We start from the raw sequence: 19585 nt of genomic DNA, 5'->3' as shown, positions 1-19585 counted from the left end.
CCCAGGATAGTTCCGTCTGGACGCATGATGGTACAGACCGCATCCGTATTGATTCCGAGATCCACACTGCAGATCGTCTGTTCTTTGACAGGTGTTTTGTTTAAAGATACCTCTTCCGTATACGTAAAACGCAGAAAATATTTGTGGTGCTTTTTCTCCAGTATTGGGGCCGAAGCCTTTTCCCCGGACCAATGTTTTCTTAAGTATTCCATATCCGTATGTTTCATCCGCACAGCAAACCATTTCCAGTCGCGGCCATCGTATAGTTTTAAAAACGCCGCATCTTTCTCTTCTGTATTTTTACGGTACATGACATCGTGGTAAAAAACAGGCATCGCATACTGTTTACTTTCCAGATACGGCTTTCCCTTTTTCTGCCCCTCTGCTTTCCAGTGTTCCAGACGCGTCTGATAAGAAGATACACTCCCAAGCGCATGCTGGACTGCCGCCCGTCTGAAATAGGATGGCATCTTGGGAAAGCAGAAATCAAAATCAAACCGGGCCGGATTCCGTTTCGTTGTATGCACCAGATGTTCCGCTGCATTGAAACGTTTCTTACTGTTCTCAATTTTTGCCAGTTCTTCCCATACAGATTCATACGCGTTGATCAGATAGCAGACAGCAGAACGGTAAATCTCCAGTGTCTGGCGGATCGGAATATTCTGTTTTCGTAATTCTACACCATAACTGGATATGATTTTCATCGTTCTTCCCCTTTCTGGCTTTAACTGGATTTTTCCTTCTGACCTTCTATGTAAGCAAGTACCTGTTCACGGCTTCGGTCACTGACCGTTACTGCACAATAAGACGAATTCCACAAATGCCCTCCCCACAACTCTTTCTTTAGCTCTGGATGCAAAAGGAACATCTGGCGTGCAAGATTCCCCTTCATGATTTTGATCATGTCTGAAATATAAAACTGTGGTCTGCAGTCTACAAGCAGATGAACATGGTCCGGCATAACCTCCATAGCCAGAATTTGAAATTTATATTCCTGTGCAAGACTTTCCAGCATTTCTTTGCATTCCACATCAATTCCGTCTTTTAAAACCTTTTTTCTGTACTTTGTACACCAGACCAGATGATACTGCAGAGAGTACACATATCCTCTACCATAGGAAAGACCATTTTTATTAATTGTAAACATATCTTTCTTCATAAAAATAGTATACCATATGCATAGGAATATATCAAACATTTGTTCCTTTTTTTGGTGCAAATTTTGCGCGTCTAACTCATCACTGAAGTAACGAGAATGCGACGCGCAGTTTTCAATAAACGCCAGGATATCATCCAGTGATCTGTCACTATGAGAATACGCTTCATAAAGAGTAGTTTTTATCTTTTCAGATTTTCCATATTATCCTTCTTCTTTTCCGGTATACTTCTTCCATTTGACACTCCCCACAGCAAGGGGTTTTACGACGCATTGGATAAGCAGCAAGCTTTCGGATCACGCCATTATCCCTTACGGAATAATGGATTGCATCGATGTGGAGAATAGGATAGACCTCGTCCAGTGGCCGGTTCTTCCAGTCTTCAATCCGTGGCAGAATCTTATCCGTCACATCAGAAATTTGAACGCAAAGCAAAAAAATTCCCCCGCACCAGCTACTTCCGGTACAGGGGATTTGTCATACTTTATTTTGTTTTCTTCTTTAAAAATCCAATCGATGTCTTACAGATCAGTTTATCGAAAATCATAAACATTGCCGGCAGAATCAGGATAACAACGACCATACTGATGATCGCGCCCCGTGCAAGCAGAGTACAGATGGAACCGATCATCTCAACCTGAGAGTAGCAGGCCACACCGAAGGTTGCGGCAAAGAAGCTCAGACCACTGCTGATGATGGACGGCATACTGGTCTTATGGGCAATACTGATAGCTTCCTTCTTGTCTTTTCCATTCTGGCGCTCTTTCTGATAACGGGTTGTCATCAGGATCGCGTAGTCCACGGTTGCACCGAGCTGAATCGCTCCGATTACGATGCTGGCCACGAATGGAAGGCTGGTTCCCTGATAATACGGGATTGCCATATTCAGCATAATTGCAAACTCGATGACTGCTACCAGAATAATCGGCAGAGAAATCGATTTGAAGATCAGCAGAATGATGATAAAGATTGCACCAATGGAAAGCACGTTTACGTTGACAAGGTCAGCATCGGTAACATCCTGCAGGTCTTTCATCAACGGTGCTTCACCGATGACCATTCCATTTTTATCGTAGGATTTTACGATTTTGTCAATCGCTTTGACCTGTTCGTTTACTTCATCTGTTGCGGACTCATATTCAGAGCTCACAAATGCAAGCTCATACTCATCGCTCTGCAGCATGCTTCGGAGATTTTCCGGGATCATGGATTCCGGAATCGTCGGTCCAAGCAGGGAACTCATGCTGATGGTCGATTTGACACCTTTTACGTTGCCGATCTCCTCCATCATTTTCTTTTTCTGTTTGGAATCCATATCGCGGTCCATCATGACGATGTGCATGTTGCTGACGTTGAACTGCGCTTTTACTTCATCGTTTGCCACGTTACAGTCCAGGGTAGATGGAAGGGAACGTGCGATGTTGTAATAAATCTGGGTATGATTGTTTCCGTAGATCGACGGGAACAGCAGAACCAGGAAGATCACAACCCATACTTTATAATGTTTGGTGATAAAGGCGGACGGTTTATCCAGGCTTTTTACCAGCGGTTTGTGTCTCGTTTTCTCAATTGCCTTGTCAAATACCAGAACCATGGCCGGCAGGACGGTGACACAGCAGACAACGCCGATCAAAACACCTTTTGCCATAACGATACCAAGGTCGCGGCCAAGGGCAAAGGTCATAACACACAGTGCCAGGAAACCGGCTACGGTGGTAACGGAGCTTCCGGCTACGGATTTGAACGTGTTGGCGATTGCATGGCCCATCGCACGCTCTTTGTCATCCGGGAAACGCTTTTTATTCTCCTCGAAACTGTTCAGCAGGAAGATGGAGTAGTCCATCGTAACACCAAGCTGCAGCACGGCGGTCAGCGCTTTTGTGATGTAGGAAGTCTCACCAAGGAACACGTTGCTTCCCAGGTTGTAAAGGATTGCAAGTCCGATACTTAACAGGAACAGGATCGGAACAACGAAGGAAGTCGATGTCAGCTCGATGACAACGAGGCTCAAAACTGCGGCGATGACAACGTAAACCGGCAGCTCTTTTAATGCTACGTTTTTGATATCGGTAACAACACCGGTCATACCGCCGATGAAGCACTGCTCGTTCGCAATTTTACGAAGATCCTCGATTGCCTCCATGGAGTCATCGGAAGAAGTCGTATTATCGAACAGAACGAGCATCATGGTTGCATCCCCATTGTAGAATGCTTTCCGGAGTTTTTCCGGGATCATCTCAACCGGCACGCTGATGTCTGCCACATCGTCATACCATAAAACTTCTTTTACGTGGTTTACCTGCTCGAATTTTTCTTCGAGTTTCTGTACGTCCTTCATTTCCATGTTTTCCACGACAACCATGGAGAACGCACCCATGCCGTATTCATCTACCAGAATGTCCTGTCCTTTTACAGTTTCCAGATGCTCCGGCAGATAGCTGAGCAGATCATAGTTTACTTTCGTTGCTGCCATTCCGATGACTGACGGAATAATCAGCAGAAATCCAATGATCAGCATCAGAATCCTGTGCTTGGCAATCCATTTGCCAACTTTAACCATTTTCATTCATCTCCTCTGATTCATTTTTAACTTGTTTTTCTAGTACCACATCTTACAACTTAAATGACTATTAGTCAATATTTGAAATGGTGAAAAATGAATTTTGGTCATTTTTTGTTTACTTTTACAAAAAATAACGGAAATCGGAAATGGGAATCGTTGATTTTTCTGCGCATCAAAAAAGAGTGCCTGGCTCCTTCGTCCTGACACTCTTTTTTATGCATTTTTTTATTTCACTTCAACCAGCTCAATCTCAAAATTCAGCTCTTTTCCAGCCATCTCATGGTTGGCATCAAACGTGATATTGGTCTCGTCTTTTGCAGTAACTTTTACCGGGAACGGCTGGCCGTACTGGTTCTGCAGATAAACCTGCTGTCCGATCTCTACTTCCTCTGCTCCCGGAAGCTGTGCGATCGCAACGGTGAAAATTGCGTTCGGATCCGGCATTCCGTAAGCCTCCTCCGGCATCAGATGGATGTTGACTTTTTCGCCGACTTCCATCTCTGCAACGGCTGCATCGAAGCCGCGGATCATCTGCCCCACACCGCAGATGAACTCGAGCGGTTCGCCGCGGTCGTAGGAAGAATCAAACTGGGTTCCATCGTTGAAGGTTCCTCTGTAGTGGGTACGGCAGGTTTTTCCGACATTCTTACCTTCCATAACCGGAGTCGGTGCACCGCATCCGCCGCCGCAGGTTCCGCAGGAACCGCCGCAGGAGCTCTCCTCTTCCTCATGGCTTCCGCAGTGGTCGCCGCAGGAATGGCCTTCCTCGTGATCGTGGTGATCGCAGGTTGCACCCGCAGATGTGAGCGTTCCGTTTAAGTAAGCTTCCACCGCTGCATCCACATCTCCCTCCGCTCCGGAGCAGAGCTCTACGCCTGCCTCAGCAAGAGCAGCCTGTGCACCGCCGCCGATGCCGCCGCAGATCAGAACATCCACGCCCTGCTCGGAAAGAAGGCCTGCCAGTGCGCCGTGGCCGGTTCCGTTGGATCCGATCACTTCGCTGGAAACCACCTGATTGTCTTCTACTTCGTAAACCTTAAAATTCTCTGTTTTTCCAAAATGCTGGAAAATATTCCCGTTATCGTATGTAACTGCAATTTTCATCTAACTAAATCCTCCGTAGTTTTTTCTTACGCCTCTTTTTCCTGCATAAAGGCTTCAATCTGGTCTGGATCACGCATCAGATTCTCGGAAAGAACCTCGCATCCGTCCTCTGTAATCAGGATATCATCCTCGATCCGGATTCCGATCTCCCACTCGTCAATATAAAGACCCGGCTCATCGGTGATGATAGCGCCTGGACGCAGCTTGTCGTTCCATGCCGCGGTCACATCGTGTACATCGATGCCGAGGTGATGGGAAACGCCGTGCATGTAATAGGTTCCGACCTCCTCTTTCTTCTCGATCAGGCCAAGTTTCACACAGCCCTCGCCGAGAACATCCTTTGCGATATCGTCGAGCTCTTTTAATGTCATACCCGGTTTTGCTGCTTTTGCAACGGCGCGGTTTGCTGCCAGAACAACGTCGTAAACCTGTCTCTGACGGTCCGTATATTTTCCGTTGACTGGATACGTTCTGGTGATATCTGCGCAGTAGCCCTGGAATTTTGCTCCGAGGTCCATCAGAAGCAGGGTCTCATCCTCGCACACGTCACGGTTGGTGTCGTAGTGCAGCATCGTTCCGTTTGCACCGCTTCCTGCGATCGTCGGGAATGCGGTTCCGTCTGCTCCCTCGTGGAAAATCTTGTACTCGAAATCAGCCTGTGCCTGATACTCGGTGCAGCCCGGTTTCAGGTTTTTCATTACAAATTTCAGCGCATCATCCGTGATTTTGATTGCCTGGCGGACAAGTGCGATCTCATCCGCATCCTTCTGCATACGCAGTGCCGCGATGACAGGCGCAATGTCTTTGATCGGTCTGCCCGGGAATTTCTTTGCAAACTCCTCTGCCTTTACCATGTTGTAGTCCGGCAGATCCTCGAACTGATAGCGGTAGCAGTCGAAATACAGTGTTCCGATGTCTTCGCGTGCCATCAGACGGTTTACCATACCCTCAAAGGAATCCAGGAAACGAACGTCGTCGATTCCGGTAATCTCCTGTGCCTCGGATACGGTTACTTTTCTTCCAAACCATCTCTCCTGGCTCGGATCCGCTTTCTCGATAAACAGAATGGATTTCTCCTCTTTTGCGGTCTTTTTCATCATCAGGATCATGTGATCTCTGCGAAGGCCGGTCAGATAGAAAAAGTTGCGGTTTGCTTCAAACGGCAGATATTCGTCTGCGCTGACATGCAGCTCGATTCCAGAAAACAAAAGCAGTGCGGAATCCTGGTCCATTTTATCAAAAACCTGTTTTCTTCTTTCTGTAAAGTTCATCTGTCTTTCCTCACTTTCTTTTAGAGCCTGCCAAGATCTGTTTTCGGCTCCTCTACTAAGATAACACGTTCGTGCTTTTTTTCCTACCTTTTTCCTGCTTTTCTGTAAAAATTCTTATTTTATTCCGCACTTTCCAGTCCTTTGACAACTTCCAACGCTTTTTCGAGCTGCACATCGCTCGTCGCGTCATCCGGCAGCTCCACCTCGACATCCGGCGTAATGCCGACCTTGTGGATGTCGTTTCCGAGCGGCGTGTAATAATGGGCAATCGTCAGTTTCACCACGCTGCCGTCCGAGAGCTGGAATGTATTCTGGACAATGCCTTTTCCGAATGTCGTCGTTCCGACAATCGTTCCGATGCCGTAATCTTTGACTGCTCCCGTGAAGATTTCTGCCGCACTTGCCGTATTTTCATTGACCAACACGACGAGTGGAATCGAAATCGGGGTATCGCCGTCGCAGGTATACTCTTCCCGTTTTCCATTTTTATCCTCGGTATACACGATGAGTCCCTCCGGCAGGATCTGGCGCAGGGTGTCACAGACTGCCGTCACGAGGCCGCCCGGATTGCCGCGCAGATCGATGATCAGGCGCTCCATGCCCTGATCCTGCAGTGACTGGTATGCTTTCTGGAACTGCTCGGAGGTAAGCCCTGTAAACTCGCTGATGGCCAGATAGCCGATCTTGTCGTCCAGCATTTTACCGTCTGCCACAATCGCCGCAAGCTTCTCTTTTTTGACTTCCGTTTCAATCAGATCCGCCTCGCCTTCCCGCTCGATGGAAAGCGTCACGGTATCGTTCTCGCTGTTTTTCAGAAGACCGACCGCATCGTTGAGGCTTAAGCCTTCGAGTGTCTGCCCGTCAATCTTTACAATGCGGTCATCCGCCTGAATACCGGCCTTCGCCGCCGGGGTATCGTCCTGTACGCCGGTGACCTGCAGCTTATCGCCGTCCAGCGTCACCGTAACACCGATACCCTGATAGTAGCCCTCCTGCGCTGTCTTGATCGCTTCGTATTCCTCTCTCGTGTAATACGTAGAATACTTGTCGCCGAGGCCGCTGATCATCCCTTTATACATCGCATCCGACAGCTCTGTGTCATCCACATCGCCCGCGTAAAGCTGGCTGATCATCGCTTTGATCGCCGCCGTCTTCCGCCACGACCAGAAGCCGCCGGGGTGGTCCGCACTGCTTCCCGGCCAAAGAAACGTTGTTCCGACAAGCACGATCATTACAAGCGCCAGCATGGAAATCATGCCCGCAAAGTAGCTCTTCCGCATCTCATTTTTTCGGTTTTTCTTTCTGTTTCTGCGCTTTTTCGGTTTTTCCTGCTCTGCCGCTTTTACGCCCTCTTTTTCTTCCTTCATCAGTTCTTCCAAAATATGCCTCCCAATCGAAAGATCCCGGAATCTTTTGACGGATTCCGGGACTTATTTTTACTTTATTATATTGTCTAATCCTATCAGACTTTCAAGTGTTTTCGAATCGTAAAGATACTGCCGACAAGTCCGATTCCCATACCGAGAATGAGTCCGACCGGAAGCAGAATCCGGAATACGGCCGATACCGGCATGAATGCCATAAAGTTCGACAGTACGCTGAACTCCGTCATAACGTAGCTGATGACTCTGTTGTATACAACGTACAGCAGCCCCAGCGGAATCGCTGCTCCGACGAGACCGATCAGGATACCCTCGATCAGGAACGGAGCCCTTACAAACAGGTTCGTCGCACCGATCAGCTTCATGATACCGATCTCCTCTTTCCGGACCGAAATACCGATCGTGACGGTATTGCTGATCAGGAAAACAGATACGGCAAGAAGAATCAGGATGATCGCGATGGAAACGTAGCCAATGACACGGTTCATCGTCGTCAACGTTGTTGTTGCACCCTCGGCCTGTTTAACCTCACGGACACCGTCCAGCGAGCGGATATACTCAGCCAGTGCATCCTGCGTCTCTACCTGGTATACGTAAACCTCGTAGTGAGCAGAAGTTGCGAGCGGGTTGTCGTTTGGCTTAAAGCCGTCCTTGTATTCCTCTTTTCCTTCGAAATACTGTTTTGCAAAGTTTTCCCACGTCTCATCCGCGGAAACATACTTACATTCCTTGACCACATCGGTCTTGGCCTTGATCTCCGTTCCGATCTCATCGATCGTCGCCTGATCCACATCTTCGTTGAAGAAGACGGTCATGGATACGTCTGTCTCGGCATTTTTTACGATATAGTTAAAGTTGATGACAACCGCAAAGAAGATACCGAACAGAAAGATACAGGCTCCCATGGTTGCGATGGATGCCAGCGAGAACATCTTGTTTCTCCAGATGTTTTTGACACCCTGTTTGATGCTGTAGCCCAGTGTACTAAACCTCATGGTACTCGCCCTCCTTCTCATCGCTGACTACCACGCCTTTTCGCATGGTAATAACGCGTTTTTTCATGGAGTTGACGATCTCACGGTTGTGGGTTACCACAAGAACGGTCGTTCCTCTGTTGTTGATTTCCTCCAGGAGCTTCATAATCTCCATGGAGTTTCCCGGGTCCAGGTTTCCGGTCGGCTCGTCCGCCAGAAGAATGTCAGGCCGGTTGACAATGGCTCTTGCCACGGCAACTCGCTGCTGCTCTCCTCCGGAAAGCTCCTTCGGGAAGGATTTGTACTTCTCTGCCAGTCCGACCAGCGTCAGGACTTCCGGCACGCGCTTTTTGATGACGCGGTTCGGTTTCTCGATGACACGCTGTGCGAATGCTACGTTTTCATAGACATTCCGGTCTTTTAAAAGGCGGAAATCCTGGAATACGACGCCGACACCGCGGCGGTATTTCGGCACTCTCCAGCGTTTCATTTTATTTAAGATCTGTCCGTTTACCTTAATGGTACCGGATGTGGGCTCGAGTTCTTTCAAAAGGAGCTTGATCAGCGTCGATTTTCCAGAACCGCTGTTTCCCACGATAAAGACGAATTCCCCCTTCTCGATGTGTAAGGATACGTTGTTGACGGCCGGCTGGCCTTTCGCGTAACTCTTACTTACACTATCCAATGTTATCATGCAATTCCTCCTTCAAGGGTTCTCGCTTAATAATCGAGCGTTTCCATGTATTTCATGTACTGCACAACCATAAGCGCAATCTTGAATGTGATCGCATCTTCAAAAACTCTAAGATCGAGTCCCGTGCTCTTCTGCAGCTTATCCAGCCGATAGACAAGGGTATTTCGGTGTATATAAAGCTGTCTCGAGGTTTCCGAGACATTCAGAGAATTTTCAAAGAATTTATTGATCGTTGTCAGTGTCTCCTCATCAAAGTCATCCGGCGATTTGTTGCCGAAAATTTCTTTGATGAACATTTTGCACAGTGGGATCGGAAGCTGGTAAATCAGACGGCCGATGCCCAGTGAGCTGTATGCATAGATATCATTCTCAGCGGAGAAAATTTTTCCGACGTCCATCGCCATTCTGGCTTCTTTATAGGAACGCGATACTTCTTTGATCTCCTTGACAATGGTACCGTAAGCAACGTGGGTTTTCCCCTCCTCATCTCTTCCTGCTGCTTCCAGAATGGTGGCTGCCACTTTGTTCATCTGGGCATAATCCTCACCTGGAGCAAGTTCTTTTACGATGATGATGTTTTTCTCATCAACTGCAGTTATAAAGTCACCGGATTTGGTACCGAGCAGACTCTTGACGCTCTCGAGCGCCCCGCTGTTTTTATCCGGATTTGTCTCAAGAATAAATACAAGGCGGCGTGCTTCCACTTCAATATGTAACTTCTTCGCCCTGTTGTAGATGTCGACCAGCAGCAGGTTGTCGAGCAGCAGATTCTTGATAAAGTTGTCTTTATCGAAGCGCTCCTTGTAGGCGGTAAGGAGGCCCTGAATCTGGAAGGTAACCATTTTCCCGATCAGGTGAATGTCATCGTTTCCGCCTTTTACAACCAGAATGTACTCCAGCTGGTGTTCATCGTATACTTTAAAAAACTGATAATTTTTCATGGTCTGGGAATCTGCCTGAGACTGCGCAAACGTTACAATATCATTCTGGCTGATCTCAACCTCCGGAAACGTCGTTACCAGAACTTTTCCTTCTACATCAGTCACGCAGAGTTCGACACGCGAAATATTTTTGATTCCCTCAATGGTACTCTGTAAAATCTGATTTGAAATCATATTTTCTTCCCTCTTTCATCCTATAGTTTGTCTCCGGCTGCACCCGCTTTCATTGCCAGGCATATCCACACCCCTATGGTTCTGCGCCTGATGCAAAGTACCTCACAGATATACTTATTTTAATACAAAATAGACAAAAAAGGAAGAGAAAACACAACATTTATACCACAAAATACGTAAAAAGGTCAGGAGAAATCCGTCTGGAAGCCCTCTCCTAAGACCTCTCTTGCATCCGACACAACGACAAACGCGTCCGGATCGATCGTTCCTACGATCTGTTTGAGCTGCGGGATCTGTTTTTTGCCCACAACACAGAATACCATCATACGCTCTTCGCCCGTGTACATTCCCTTGATGTGGATGCCGGACGCGCCGCGGTCGAGTTCTTTCATGAGCTCATCGGCTACCTGCTCCGGATGCGCGGTAATGATAAACGCGGATTTCGCATAATTCATACCTTCCATCAGGGCATCCGTCATTTTCGTCGTCACGTAGATTGCCACGATCGCATAGAGCGAAGCGTGGATACCGAAGACAAAAATACCGGCGATGACGATGATTCCATCAAGCACCTGCATAACCTGTGCAACGGAATAGTGGCGCAGCTTTCTCTGGATCAGAGCCGCCATCATATCCGTTCCGCCCGTCGTACCGTTTCCGATGAAGACGAGGCCGATGCCTGCTCCCATCAGAACGCCGCCGAACAGTGCGGAAAGCATCCTGTCATCCGGCACCAGCTGCAGCACCGGGAGAACGGCAATCCAGAACGTATTCATCAGGGTTCCGAAGATGGTTTTCACCAGAAAATCGCGGCTCATGCGGATTCCGAACAGAAAGAGCGGAATGTTCAGCACAAGGTTCGTCACCCAGAGCGGAACTCCTTTTCCGAACAGCATCTGGCTCAGTTGTTTGATGACGATTGCAAGACCGGAAAATCCTCCGGTAACAAGCCCCGCCGGGTCGTAAATCGAGCTGGTCGCAACCGCCATGACCGCGGTTCCCAGCGTAATCAGCAGATAATCTCTCCACTGCTGTTTGTTCCGTATCCAGTTCATGAACTTCAACCGTCCTTTTCGCTGTTATATTTTGTTACCATCCACTTGAACGTATTCTTCTTTAGCAGAGTTCCCCACCAGCTCGTTTTTATACCGGCCTCGTTCTGCAGCGTCGAATGCTCGCCAAGGCTCAGCCAGATTTTTGCGCTGATTTTGCTGCTGTTTTCCAGAACGAAACGATCCTGCCGCGTTCCCGCAAGGCCGCTCACAATCACGTCCGTCGTCTGGCTGTTGATCTCGTTGACCAGGCTGTCAAACGCGGATTCCTCCAGCGTCTCGACGACAGCACCGCCTCCGATCTCAATGCCGGGATACGTTTCTGTCAGATATTTCTGCAGTGTCTGCAGTTCTTCCCCAGTGTCGCCCAGTACGAAAATCCGGCTTTTCTTCTGAATCAGTCCCCAGAAAAAGCGTGCGATGAACTCGTTCGTCTCCACTTCCTCATAGGACGGCGTCTCCGGGTCAATTCCTGCTGCCTCCAGCACCTCGGTTTCCCCGATGACCGTCAGATCCAGATCTTCGATATACTGTTTCCACGTCGGTTCCTTGCTCGCCTGCATCAGCATCTGCATCGTAACAATCCCGATGGTGTTCAGCTTATCGTTTGAGAGGTATTCCTCTGCAATCTCCATCGCCGCATCGACGCGGTAATGTTTCAGCTTCACACCTAAAATTTCCAGTTCTGCATTCATTGTTCTGTATACTTCTGTTTTCCTTCGAAATCCAGAAGCGTTTCCTCCATGTTTTCCTGCCGTTTCTTCCGGCAGCGCTGTCCGCCTTTTTCTTCTGGCAACAGCTAATCTTCATTATACTAAAAAAAGAGGCTGTTGTCAAAAACAGCCTCTTTTTCTGCCCTGTTTTCACAGAATTTTTACAATTTATCAGACCGTCTGCGGATTAAACCTCAAACATCAGATCGCCGTAGGACGGCATCGGCCACATCTCTTTGTCTACGATCATCTCCAGTTTGTCAACCGGTGCACGGAGTGCCTCCATAGCCGGAGCAACTTTCTCGTAGTAGTATTTTGCTTTTGCTTCGCCGTCTTCCATCTCGCATCCTGCATTCTCGATTGCGATCAGCTCGTCGAGTGCTTTCTGGGTTTCCTCAAGCAGTGCACTTGTCTCGTTCAGCAGATTCTTCTGTACACCAACTGCTGTAACACCTGCTGCGGTGATGGTGTTGATAGATCCAGCCAGGGAAGTCGCATATTTGATGACTGCCGGGATGATCTGTTTGCTTGCCATGTCGATCATGGTCTTTGCTTCGATGTTGATGGTCTTTGCATAGTTCTCGAATTTAACTTCTGCACGGGATACCAGCTCTGCCTCGGTGAATACTTTGAAATCGCCGAACAGTTTGATTGCGGTATCAGTGGTCAGTGCCGGGATTGCGTACACCATGGATTTGATGTTCGGAAGTCCTCTTCTCTCTGCCTCAGCTAACCACTCATCTGCATATCCGTCGCCATTGAAGATGATTCTCTGATGCTCACTTAAGTTCTTCTTGATCAGATCATGGACAGCGTCCTCGAAGTTTTCAGCGCCTTCCAGTACATCGCATGCATCGCGGAATGCTTCTGCAACGATGGTGTTCAGTACGATGTTCGGAGCTGCAACGGAGTCACGGGAACCAACCATACGGAACTCGAATTTGTTTCCGGTGAAGGCGAACGGTGAGGTTCTGTTACGGTCGGTAGCGTCTTTCTTGAGATCCGGAAGTGTCTTAACACCAGTCTCCAGAACGCCCTCTTTTTTACTCTTGGTTGCATTTCCGGTGCTGATGAGCTGCTCTACAACATCCTCCAGCTGCTCGCCAAGGAATACAGAAATAATAGCTGGCGGCGCCTCGTTAGCTCCCAGTCTGTGATCGTTTCCCGGATCGGCTGCGGACTCACGAAGCAGATCTGCGTGAACATCAACGGCTTTCAGAACGCAGCTTAATACGAGCAGGAACTGAATGTTCTCGTGCGGTGTTTTGCCCGGCTCAAGAAGGTTGATGCCGTCATCTGTGGTGATGGACCAGTTGTCGTGTTTACCGGAACCGTTGACACCTGCGAACGGTTTCTCATGCAGCAGGCATTTCAGTCCGTGCTGGCATGCAACTCTCTTTAAAGTCTGCATAACGAGCTGGTTGTTGTCAACTGCTACGTTTGCCTCGGAATAAATGGAAGCCAGCTCGTGCTGTGCCGGTGCAACCTCATTGTGCTGTGTCTTTGCTGTAACACCCATTTTCCACAGCTCAATGTTGACATCCTTCATAAAGGAAGCAATTCTCTGACGGATGGTTCCGAAATAGTGATCGTCCATCTCCTGTCCTTTTGGAGGCATTGCGCCAAACAGGGTACGTCCGGTGTAGATCAGGTCTTTTCTCTGCAGGAATTTCTCTGCATCTACCAGGAAGTATTCCTGCTCCGGTCCTACGGAAGGAGTTACTTTCTTGGAAGTGGTGTTTCCGAACAGTTTTAACAGACGCAGGGACTGTACATTCAGAGCTTCCATGGAACGAAGAAGCGGTGTTTTCTGGTCAAGCGCCTCTCCTGTGTAGGAGCAGAATGCAGTCGGAATGCAGAGGGTTGCGCCTGCTGCGTCCTGACGAACGAAAGCCGGTGAGGTGCAGTCCCATGCTGTATATCCTCTTGCCTCAAAGGTAGCACGCAGTCCACCGGACGGGAAAGAAGATGCATCCGGCTCGCCTTTGATCAGCTCTTTACCGGAGAAGCTCATCAGTACTTTGCCGTTCGGCATCGGTGCTGTGATAAAAGAATCGTGCTTTTCTGCAGTTGCACCGGTCAGCGGCTGGAACCAGTGTGTATAGTGTGTTGCTCCTTTTTCAATTGCCCATTCTTTCATCTCATGTGCAATCGTATCTGCAGTAGCAAGATCCAGCTCACCGCCTTCTTCGATGATCTTTTTCAGCTTCTTGTAAACATTTTTTGGAAGACGTTCCTGCATTACAGTGTCATTGAATACATTTTCGCCAAAAATTTTGGCTGGATTTACATATTCTCCCATTTTCTTTCTTCCTTTCCATTTGTGAATTTTGCGATGCGACCTTCCCGCCGGATTCTAAAAAGATCCTAATACAAGAAAAAGGAGTTCTCAAAAAGGTAGCTAAAAAAGCTATATTTTTTGTAGAACGCCCTTGTTTTACATTCGCATATGGATTTGATTTCCAACTGATACTAAAATAACTCAAAAACCCCAAAAACGCAAGTGCTTTTTTGAACTCAGTCCCTTTTTCGTATTATTTTACAAAACTTTCCTAATTCAGGCGAAAAAATTAGCGGATTCGATGAAAGCTTTCGCGGCAGTCGTCAAGGTCTCGTACAAGCACGGACTTTGACTCGTTGCTCGCGAAAAAAAATACTGTGCGGACCCTGAGGTGGAAGTCCCCCAGGAATCCTGCACAGCATTTTCGTGCTTAAACTCAGGCTTTGTTTGCAGAACCGAACAGTTCGATTTTCTCTCTTACAGTAGCTTTGATAGCTTCTGCGCCCGGAGCAAGCAGTTTACGAGGATCAAATCCTTTACCCTGCTGATCTTTGCCCTCTTCGATGTATTTACGTGTAGCTGCTGCGAATGCAAGCTGGCACTCTGTATTTACATTGATTTTGGAAACGCCAAGGTCAATGGCTTTCTTGATCATGTCATCCGGGATACCTGTACCACCGTGAAGAACGAGCGGCATAGTTCCTGTCAGCTCCTGTACAGCTGCCAGAGTCTCAAAGCTCAGTCCCTGCCAGTTAGCCGGGTATACACCGTGGATATTGCCGATACCTGCTGCAAGCATATCTACACCGAGGTCTGCAATCATCTTGCACTCGTTTGGATCAGCGCATTCGCCCATACCTACAACACCATCTTCTTCTCCACCGATAGAACCAACTTCTGCTTCCAGAGACATTCCTTTCTCTTTGCAAACAGCTACCAGTTCTTTTGTTTTTGCAACGTTCTCTTCGATCGGATAATGAGATCCGTCAAACATGATGGATGAGAAACCTGCTTCGATGCATTTGTAGCATCCTTCGTAGGTTCCGTGGTCCAGATGCAGAGCAACCGGAACAGTGATGTTCAGTTCTTCGATCATAGCTTTTACCATAGCAGCTACAGTTTTGAAACCTGTCATGTATTTTCCTGCACCCTCAGATACACCAAGGATAACTGGAGAATTCATCTCCTGTGCGGTAAGAAGGATGGATTTTGTCCACTCCAGGTTGTTGATGTTAAACTGACCAACTGCATAGTGGCCAGCTTTTGCTTTGTCCAACATTTCTTTTGCTGATACTAACATAGCTCAAATGACCTCCTGTGTCTGTAATTGTGCCGTGTACCGTTTTCAGGCTTACGGCATACTTGTTACTTTCATAACTGGTTTTATTATACAACATCTTTCTGCAAATGCCAAATGGTTTTCGTAGCGAAATCCATTTTTTTGCACTTTTTTGTGAAAAACTTATCAAAAAGCCGTGCCTACTTATTGTTCAGAACCAGTTCCATGGCATGTTTGCGCGCTTCGATGCAGACATAGCCGTGATCTCCGCCGTATTCGCCGTCCAGAGTCCAGGAAATCTCCTGGTTGGACTCGATGATGATGCGGTCGGTCTTGAACGAATCGATGAGGTCTGTGTGATCCTCCTGCATCAGCAGGGACGCAATGATCTCATTCAGTTCCAGCGGGTTTTTCGGGCGTTTGATCAGGGTTACCTCGAAGAGTCCGTCATCCAGGCGTACATCCTGTCCCGGCAGGTTTTTGAAGCCGCCGACGGACTTGGCATTCGTCACCATACCGTAGATATACTCTCCCTCAAAGGTTTCCCCGTTTGCCTCGACTTTAATCCAGTACGTCGGCACATTCCAGATCCGTTTGGATCCCTCCAGCAGGTATGCCAGATGGCCGAGAATGTTTTTCATGTGCTGATCTGTCTCATAGGAAACATCCGTGAAAAGGCCGAATGCAGCGATGTAGACAAAGCTGTCGTTGTTGAACGCTCCCACATCACAGGAATACAGGTTTCCCTCGATGATATCCTTTGCCGCCTGTACCATATCTTTCGAAATAGAAAGACTGTTTGCAAAGTCATTGGTGCTTCCGGCCGGAATATAACCGATCGGAACGCGCTGATCCACTTCCATCAGACCGCTGACAACTTCATCCAGTGTTCCGTCGCCCCCGCTGCAGACAACGAGATCCACCTGCGGCGCAAGCTCCTTTGTCTTTTCGAAACCATCTCCGACTGCCTGCGTCGGGTGGACAATGACTTCATATCCGCCTTTTACAAAAACATCGATAATTTCAAACAGTTTACTTTTAATCTGTGCTTTTCCGGAAAACGGATTAAAAATAAACAACATTTTTTTCTTGCTCTCCATGCAAATGCTCTCCTTTGTATCCCATTTTAGCTGTTCTGTATTCTGTATTGTACCTTATTCGCAAAGCAGATGCAACCCCGTACATTGCCACAATTTCGCAATTGTGTCATATAAAATATGATATACAACAAAACAGGAGCCACCTACTAAGAGGCAGCCCCTGCGAATTTCAAAACTATTTACAGATTAAACCAGCTCGATTACAACTTCCATAGCTGCATCACCTTTACGCGGTCCGATCTTGATGATACGGGTATATCCGCCGTTACGGTCTGCATATTTCGGAGCGATCTCATCGAACATTTTCTGTGGCATATCGATGGACTTGGTGTTTTTCTTGCGTCCTGCTGCTTCGGTCGGAACCTCTGTTACAGGATAGAAGAAGCTTGCCATCTGACGTCTAGCGTGAAGTCTGGACGGAAGATCTTTTTTGATCTCTTTCTGAACTTCATCGTATACGGTAACTTTTTTGCCGTCTTTTACTTCTTTCACACGTTTGCCATCAGCATCTTTGCGAGCTACTTTAGCAGTAACGGTAACGGTCTCAAAGTTATCTTTCTCTTTTACAGCCAGTGCGATCATGCTTTCAGCGATCTTGCGGATCTCTTTCGCTTTGGTCTCAGTGGTAACGATTTTTCCGTGATACAGAAGGTTGGTTACCTGGTTTCTTAATAATGCTTTTCTCTGGTCAGATGTTCTGCCAAGTTTTCTATATTTTGCCATTTTAAATTTTCCTCCATTTGTGGAACCCGCAAGTCATGCTGCCTCGGACTTACTGACAGGGGGTTTTCGTCTACAAATCAAACGGAAAGATAAATCGCTGTGATTTATTCTCCGTCCCCAGGACTCAGTGACAGTCCCAGTTCTTTCAGCTTTGCAAGTACCTCTTCCAGAGACTTGCGGCCCAGGTTACGAACCTTCATCATGTCTTCGGAAGTTTTGTTGCACAGCTCTTCTACGGTATTGATACCGGCACGTTTCAAGCAGTTATAGGAACGCACGGAAAGCTCAAGCTCGTCGATGTTCATCTCCAGAACTTTCTCTTTCTCATTGTCCTCTTTCTCGATCATAACTTCTGCTGTCTTCGCATTCTCAGACAGATCGATGAAGAGTTTCAGATGCTCGCTTAAAACCTTAGCTGCCAGGCTGACTGCCTCGTCCGGATCCAGTGTTCCTCTGGTGTAAACATCCAGTGTCAGTTTATCGTAATCGGTAATCTGACCTACACGGGTGTTCTCCACTTTGAGGTTTACACGCTCAACCGGTGTATAGATAGCATCCACAGCGAGAACGCCGATCGGCATGTCATCGCTCTTGCCTTTGTCAGCACTGATATAACCGCGGCCTTTTGTGATCGTCAGCTCCATGTACAGCTTGCTGTCCGGGCCGCCGTTCAGGGTTGCGATTACCTGATCCGGATTCATGATCTCAATATCCTGATCTACCTGAATATCGGATGCTCTTACAACTCCCTCGCCCTCGAACTCAATATAAGCAACTTTTGCTTCGTTGGTTTCGCTGTTATTGCGGATTGCAAGGCTCTTCAGGTTCATGATGATTTCTGTAACGTCTTCTTTTACTCCAGGGATGGAGCTGAATTCATGAAGAACGCCCTCGATTTTAACCTGGCTTACTGCTGCTCCAGGGAGGGAAGAAAGCATAATTCTGCGAAGAGAATTACCTAATGTGATACCGTAGCCTCTTTCCAGAGGTTCAACCACAAATCTGCCGTACTTCTTGTCATCAGAAATCTCAGTAATTTCAATTTTCGGTTTGTTAAAATCAAACACTCGAAAGCCCCTCCTTTTAAATTGGTTGGCTCATTACTCATGGGAATAAAGCCTTCCGCGTATGGCGATTCTTTATTTAGAATACAGCTCGACGATCTGCACTTCGTCAACCGGAACATCGATCATTTCGCGGGTAGGACGCTCTTTTACAACACCTTTGAGTGCCTCAAGATCAGCCTCGATCCATTCCGGAGTCAGACGGCCGCCTGTAACCTCTACGATGTCTTTATATCTCTGAGAGGATTTTTTACCCTCTTTGATTTCGATGGTATCACCAGCGCTTACAAGGTAAGACGGGATATTTACCTGTTTGCCGTTAACCAGAACGTGTTTGTGGTCAACGATCTGACGTGCTTCTTTTCTGGTTCTAGCCATTCCCATACGGAACAGAACGTTGTCCAGACGGAGCTCAAGAAGGATCATCAGGTTCTCACCAGTCTGTCCTTCCATTCTGTCAGCCTTTTTGTAATAGTTAACAAAAGGTTTCTCCAGAACGCCGTAGATGAATTTTGCTTTCTGTTTTTCTCTTAACTGAAGACCATACTCAGACATTTTTCTGTTTGCTCTTTTCAGCTGTCTTGTGGACTTCTTATCAATTCCAAGATATACAGGATCCATTCCGAGGGATCTGCATCTTTTCAGGACTGGTACTCTATTTACTGCCATGTTCTTAACCTCCTAATCAGACTCTTCTACGTTTTGGTGGGCGGCATCCGTTGTGCGGAACCGGTGTTACGTCGCGGATGCTTGTAACTTCAAGACCGCATGCCTGAAGGGCACGGATTGCAGCTTCACGACCTGATCCTGGTCCTTTTACCATAACGTCAACAGTCTTTAAGCCATGAACCAGCGCTGCTTTGGTAGCAGTTTCTGCAGCCATCTGAGCTGCGTATGGAGTAGATTTTCTTGAACCTCTAAATCCCAGACCGCCGGCACTTGCCCAAGAAAGAGCATTTCCTTCTGCATCAGTCAGTGTTACGATTGTATTATTGAAGGAAGACTGGATATGTGCCTGTCCGTGTTCAACGTTTTTTCTGACACGACGTTTTGTCGTTTTCTTTGTCACTTTTGCCATTTTAAAACTAACCTACACTTTCTTAATCTTATATT

Annotated in this window: 17 protein-coding genes and 2 pseudogenes; all 19 read right to left on the bottom strand. The window is 47.5% G+C overall.

Annotated elements, in window-relative coordinates:
• A pseudogene (locus DXD02_RS08705) lies at window positions 1–704 on the bottom strand (IS200/IS605 family accessory protein TnpB-related protein); the annotation flags it as partial.
• A gap of 20 nt (window positions 705–724) precedes the next feature.
• Window positions 725–1159, bottom strand: a complete 435-nt coding sequence (gene tnpA / locus DXD02_RS08700) for an IS200/IS605 family transposase (protein WP_118666740.1) — start codon at window positions 1157–1159, stop codon at window positions 725–727.
• 274 nt (window positions 1160–1433) lie between these two features.
• Window positions 1434–1577 (bottom strand): annotated as a pseudogene (locus DXD02_RS08695) (transposase); the annotation flags it as partial.
• A gap of 64 nt (window positions 1578–1641) precedes the next feature.
• The gene (locus DXD02_RS08690) at window positions 1642–3717 is read right to left on the bottom strand and encodes an efflux RND transporter permease subunit (RefSeq protein ID WP_117804618.1); all 2076 of its coding nucleotides are present in this window, start codon (window positions 3715–3717) and stop codon (window positions 1642–1644) included.
• 228 nt (window positions 3718–3945) lie between these two features.
• Window positions 3946–4824: a NifB/NifX family molybdenum-iron cluster-binding protein gene (locus tag DXD02_RS08685; RefSeq protein ID WP_117804619.1), complete on the bottom strand. Its 879-nt coding sequence runs from the start codon at window positions 4822–4824 to the stop codon at window positions 3946–3948.
• 26 nt (window positions 4825–4850) lie between these two features.
• A complete protein-coding gene (locus DXD02_RS08680) occupies window positions 4851–6095 on the bottom strand; it encodes an aminopeptidase P N-terminal domain-containing protein (RefSeq protein ID WP_118666737.1) in 1245 nt (414 codons plus the stop codon).
• A gap of 119 nt (window positions 6096–6214) precedes the next feature.
• Window positions 6215–7474 carry a S41 family peptidase gene (locus DXD02_RS08675; protein WP_243106412.1) on the bottom strand — a complete coding sequence of 420 codons (1260 nt, stop codon included), beginning with the start codon at window positions 7472–7474 and terminating at the stop codon, window positions 6215–6217.
• A gap of 83 nt (window positions 7475–7557) precedes the next feature.
• Window positions 7558–8472, bottom strand: coding sequence for a permease-like cell division protein FtsX (gene ftsX / locus DXD02_RS08670; protein ID WP_022461639.1), 915 nt, complete (start codon window positions 8470–8472; stop codon window positions 7558–7560).
• On the bottom strand, window positions 8462–9145 hold the full coding sequence (ftsE, locus tag DXD02_RS08665) for a cell division ATP-binding protein FtsE (RefSeq protein ID WP_022461638.1): 684 nt from the start codon (window positions 9143–9145) through the stop codon (window positions 8462–8464). Before ftsE ends, ftsX begins: the two co-directional genes overlap by 11 nt.
• Before the next feature lie 26 nt (window positions 9146–9171).
• A complete protein-coding gene (locus DXD02_RS08660; protein WP_117510479.1) occupies window positions 9172–10260 on the bottom strand; it encodes a PucR family transcriptional regulator in 1089 nt (362 codons plus the stop codon).
• A gap of 185 nt (window positions 10261–10445) precedes the next feature.
• Window positions 10446–11315 carry a YitT family protein gene (locus DXD02_RS08655; RefSeq protein ID WP_117510478.1) on the bottom strand — a complete coding sequence of 290 codons (870 nt, stop codon included), beginning with the start codon at window positions 11313–11315 and terminating at the stop codon, window positions 10446–10448.
• A gap of 5 nt (window positions 11316–11320) precedes the next feature.
• Complete coding sequence (locus DXD02_RS08650; RefSeq protein ID WP_117510477.1) at window positions 11321–12007, bottom strand: WecB/TagA/CpsF family glycosyltransferase; 687 nt, start codon at window positions 12005–12007, stop codon at window positions 11321–11323.
• Between the two features lie 205 nt (window positions 12008–12212).
• On the bottom strand, window positions 12213–14327 hold the full coding sequence (locus DXD02_RS08645; RefSeq protein ID WP_117761415.1) for a glutamine synthetase III family protein: 2115 nt from the start codon (window positions 14325–14327) through the stop codon (window positions 12213–12215).
• 415 nt (window positions 14328–14742) lie between these two features.
• Window positions 14743–15606, bottom strand: coding sequence for a class II fructose-1,6-bisphosphate aldolase (gene fba / locus DXD02_RS08640; RefSeq protein WP_022461579.1), 864 nt, complete (start codon window positions 15604–15606; stop codon window positions 14743–14745).
• A gap of 179 nt (window positions 15607–15785) precedes the next feature.
• Window positions 15786–16685 carry a diacylglycerol/lipid kinase family protein gene (locus tag DXD02_RS08635; protein ID WP_022461578.1) on the bottom strand — a complete coding sequence of 300 codons (900 nt, stop codon included), beginning with the start codon at window positions 16683–16685 and terminating at the stop codon, window positions 15786–15788.
• Window positions 16686–16871: 186 nt separating this feature from the next.
• Window positions 16872–17408 (bottom strand): bL17 family ribosomal protein, encoded by a 537-nt coding sequence (locus DXD02_RS08630; RefSeq protein ID WP_022461577.1) that lies wholly within the window; start codon window positions 17406–17408, stop codon window positions 16872–16874.
• A gap of 104 nt (window positions 17409–17512) precedes the next feature.
• Window positions 17513–18475, bottom strand: a complete 963-nt coding sequence (locus DXD02_RS08625) for a DNA-directed RNA polymerase subunit alpha (protein ID WP_022461576.1) — start codon at window positions 18473–18475, stop codon at window positions 17513–17515.
• 72 nt (window positions 18476–18547) lie between these two features.
• Window positions 18548–19141 carry a 30S ribosomal protein S4 gene (gene rpsD, locus DXD02_RS08620; RefSeq protein WP_022461575.1) on the bottom strand — a complete coding sequence of 198 codons (594 nt, stop codon included), beginning with the start codon at window positions 19139–19141 and terminating at the stop codon, window positions 18548–18550.
• Between the two features lie 16 nt (window positions 19142–19157).
• Window positions 19158–19550 carry a 30S ribosomal protein S11 gene (gene rpsK, locus DXD02_RS08615; protein WP_022461574.1) on the bottom strand — a complete coding sequence of 131 codons (393 nt, stop codon included), beginning with the start codon at window positions 19548–19550 and terminating at the stop codon, window positions 19158–19160.
• Window positions 19551–19585 lie beyond the last annotated feature (35 nt).

Source organism: Blautia sp. TF10-30 (assembly GCF_003481245.1).
Taxonomy (GTDB): Bacteria; Bacillota; Clostridia; order Lachnospirales; family Lachnospiraceae; genus Fusicatenibacter; species Fusicatenibacter saccharivorans.
The sequence above is the reverse complement of the archived record's forward strand: the minus strand, read 5'-3'. Positions and strand labels throughout refer to the sequence as shown.

What these genes read in the sequence shown, in the direction of transcription:
- tnpA (WP_118666740.1), bottom strand. Translation starts at nt 1,159, where the DNA reads ATGAAGAAAGATATGTTTACAATTAATAAAAATGGTCTTTCCTATGGT.
- DXD02_RS08690 (WP_117804618.1), bottom strand. Translation starts at nt 3,717, where the DNA reads ATGGTTAAAGTTGGCAAATGGATTGCCAAGCACAGGATTCTGATGCTG.
- DXD02_RS08685 (WP_117804619.1), bottom strand. Translation starts at nt 4,824, where the DNA reads ATGAAAATTGCAGTTACATACGATAACGGGAATATTTTCCAGCATTTT.
- DXD02_RS08680 (WP_118666737.1), bottom strand. Translation starts at nt 6,095, where the DNA reads ATGAACTTTACAGAAAGAAGAAAACAGGTTTTTGATAAAATGGACCAG.
- ftsX (WP_022461639.1), bottom strand. Translation starts at nt 8,472, where the DNA reads ATGAGGTTTAGTACACTGGGCTACAGCATCAAACAGGGTGTCAAAAAC.
- ftsE (WP_022461638.1), bottom strand. Translation starts at nt 9,145, where the DNA reads ATGATAACATTGGATAGTGTAAGTAAGAGTTACGCGAAAGGCCAGCCG.
- DXD02_RS08660 (WP_117510479.1), bottom strand. Translation starts at nt 10,260, where the DNA reads ATGATTTCAAATCAGATTTTACAGAGTACCATTGAGGGAATCAAAAAT.
- DXD02_RS08655 (WP_117510478.1), bottom strand. Translation starts at nt 11,315, where the DNA reads ATGAACTGGATACGGAACAAACAGCAGTGGAGAGATTATCTGCTGATT.
- DXD02_RS08650 (WP_117510477.1), bottom strand. Translation starts at nt 12,007, where the DNA reads ATGAATGCAGAACTGGAAATTTTAGGTGTGAAGCTGAAACATTACCGC.
- DXD02_RS08645 (WP_117761415.1), bottom strand. Translation starts at nt 14,327, where the DNA reads ATGGGAGAATATGTAAATCCAGCCAAAATTTTTGGCGAAAATGTATTC.
- fba (WP_022461579.1), bottom strand. Translation starts at nt 15,606, where the DNA reads ATGTTAGTATCAGCAAAAGAAATGTTGGACAAAGCAAAAGCTGGCCAC.
- DXD02_RS08635 (WP_022461578.1), bottom strand. Translation starts at nt 16,685, where the DNA reads ATGGAGAGCAAGAAAAAAATGTTGTTTATTTTTAATCCGTTTTCCGGA.
- DXD02_RS08630 (WP_022461577.1), bottom strand. Translation starts at nt 17,408, where the DNA reads ATGGCAAAATATAGAAAACTTGGCAGAACATCTGACCAGAGAAAAGCA.
- rpsD (WP_022461575.1), bottom strand. Translation starts at nt 19,141, where the DNA reads ATGGCAGTAAATAGAGTACCAGTCCTGAAAAGATGCAGATCCCTCGGA.
- rpsK (WP_022461574.1), bottom strand. Translation starts at nt 19,550, where the DNA reads ATGGCAAAAGTGACAAAGAAAACGACAAAACGTCGTGTCAGAAAAAAC.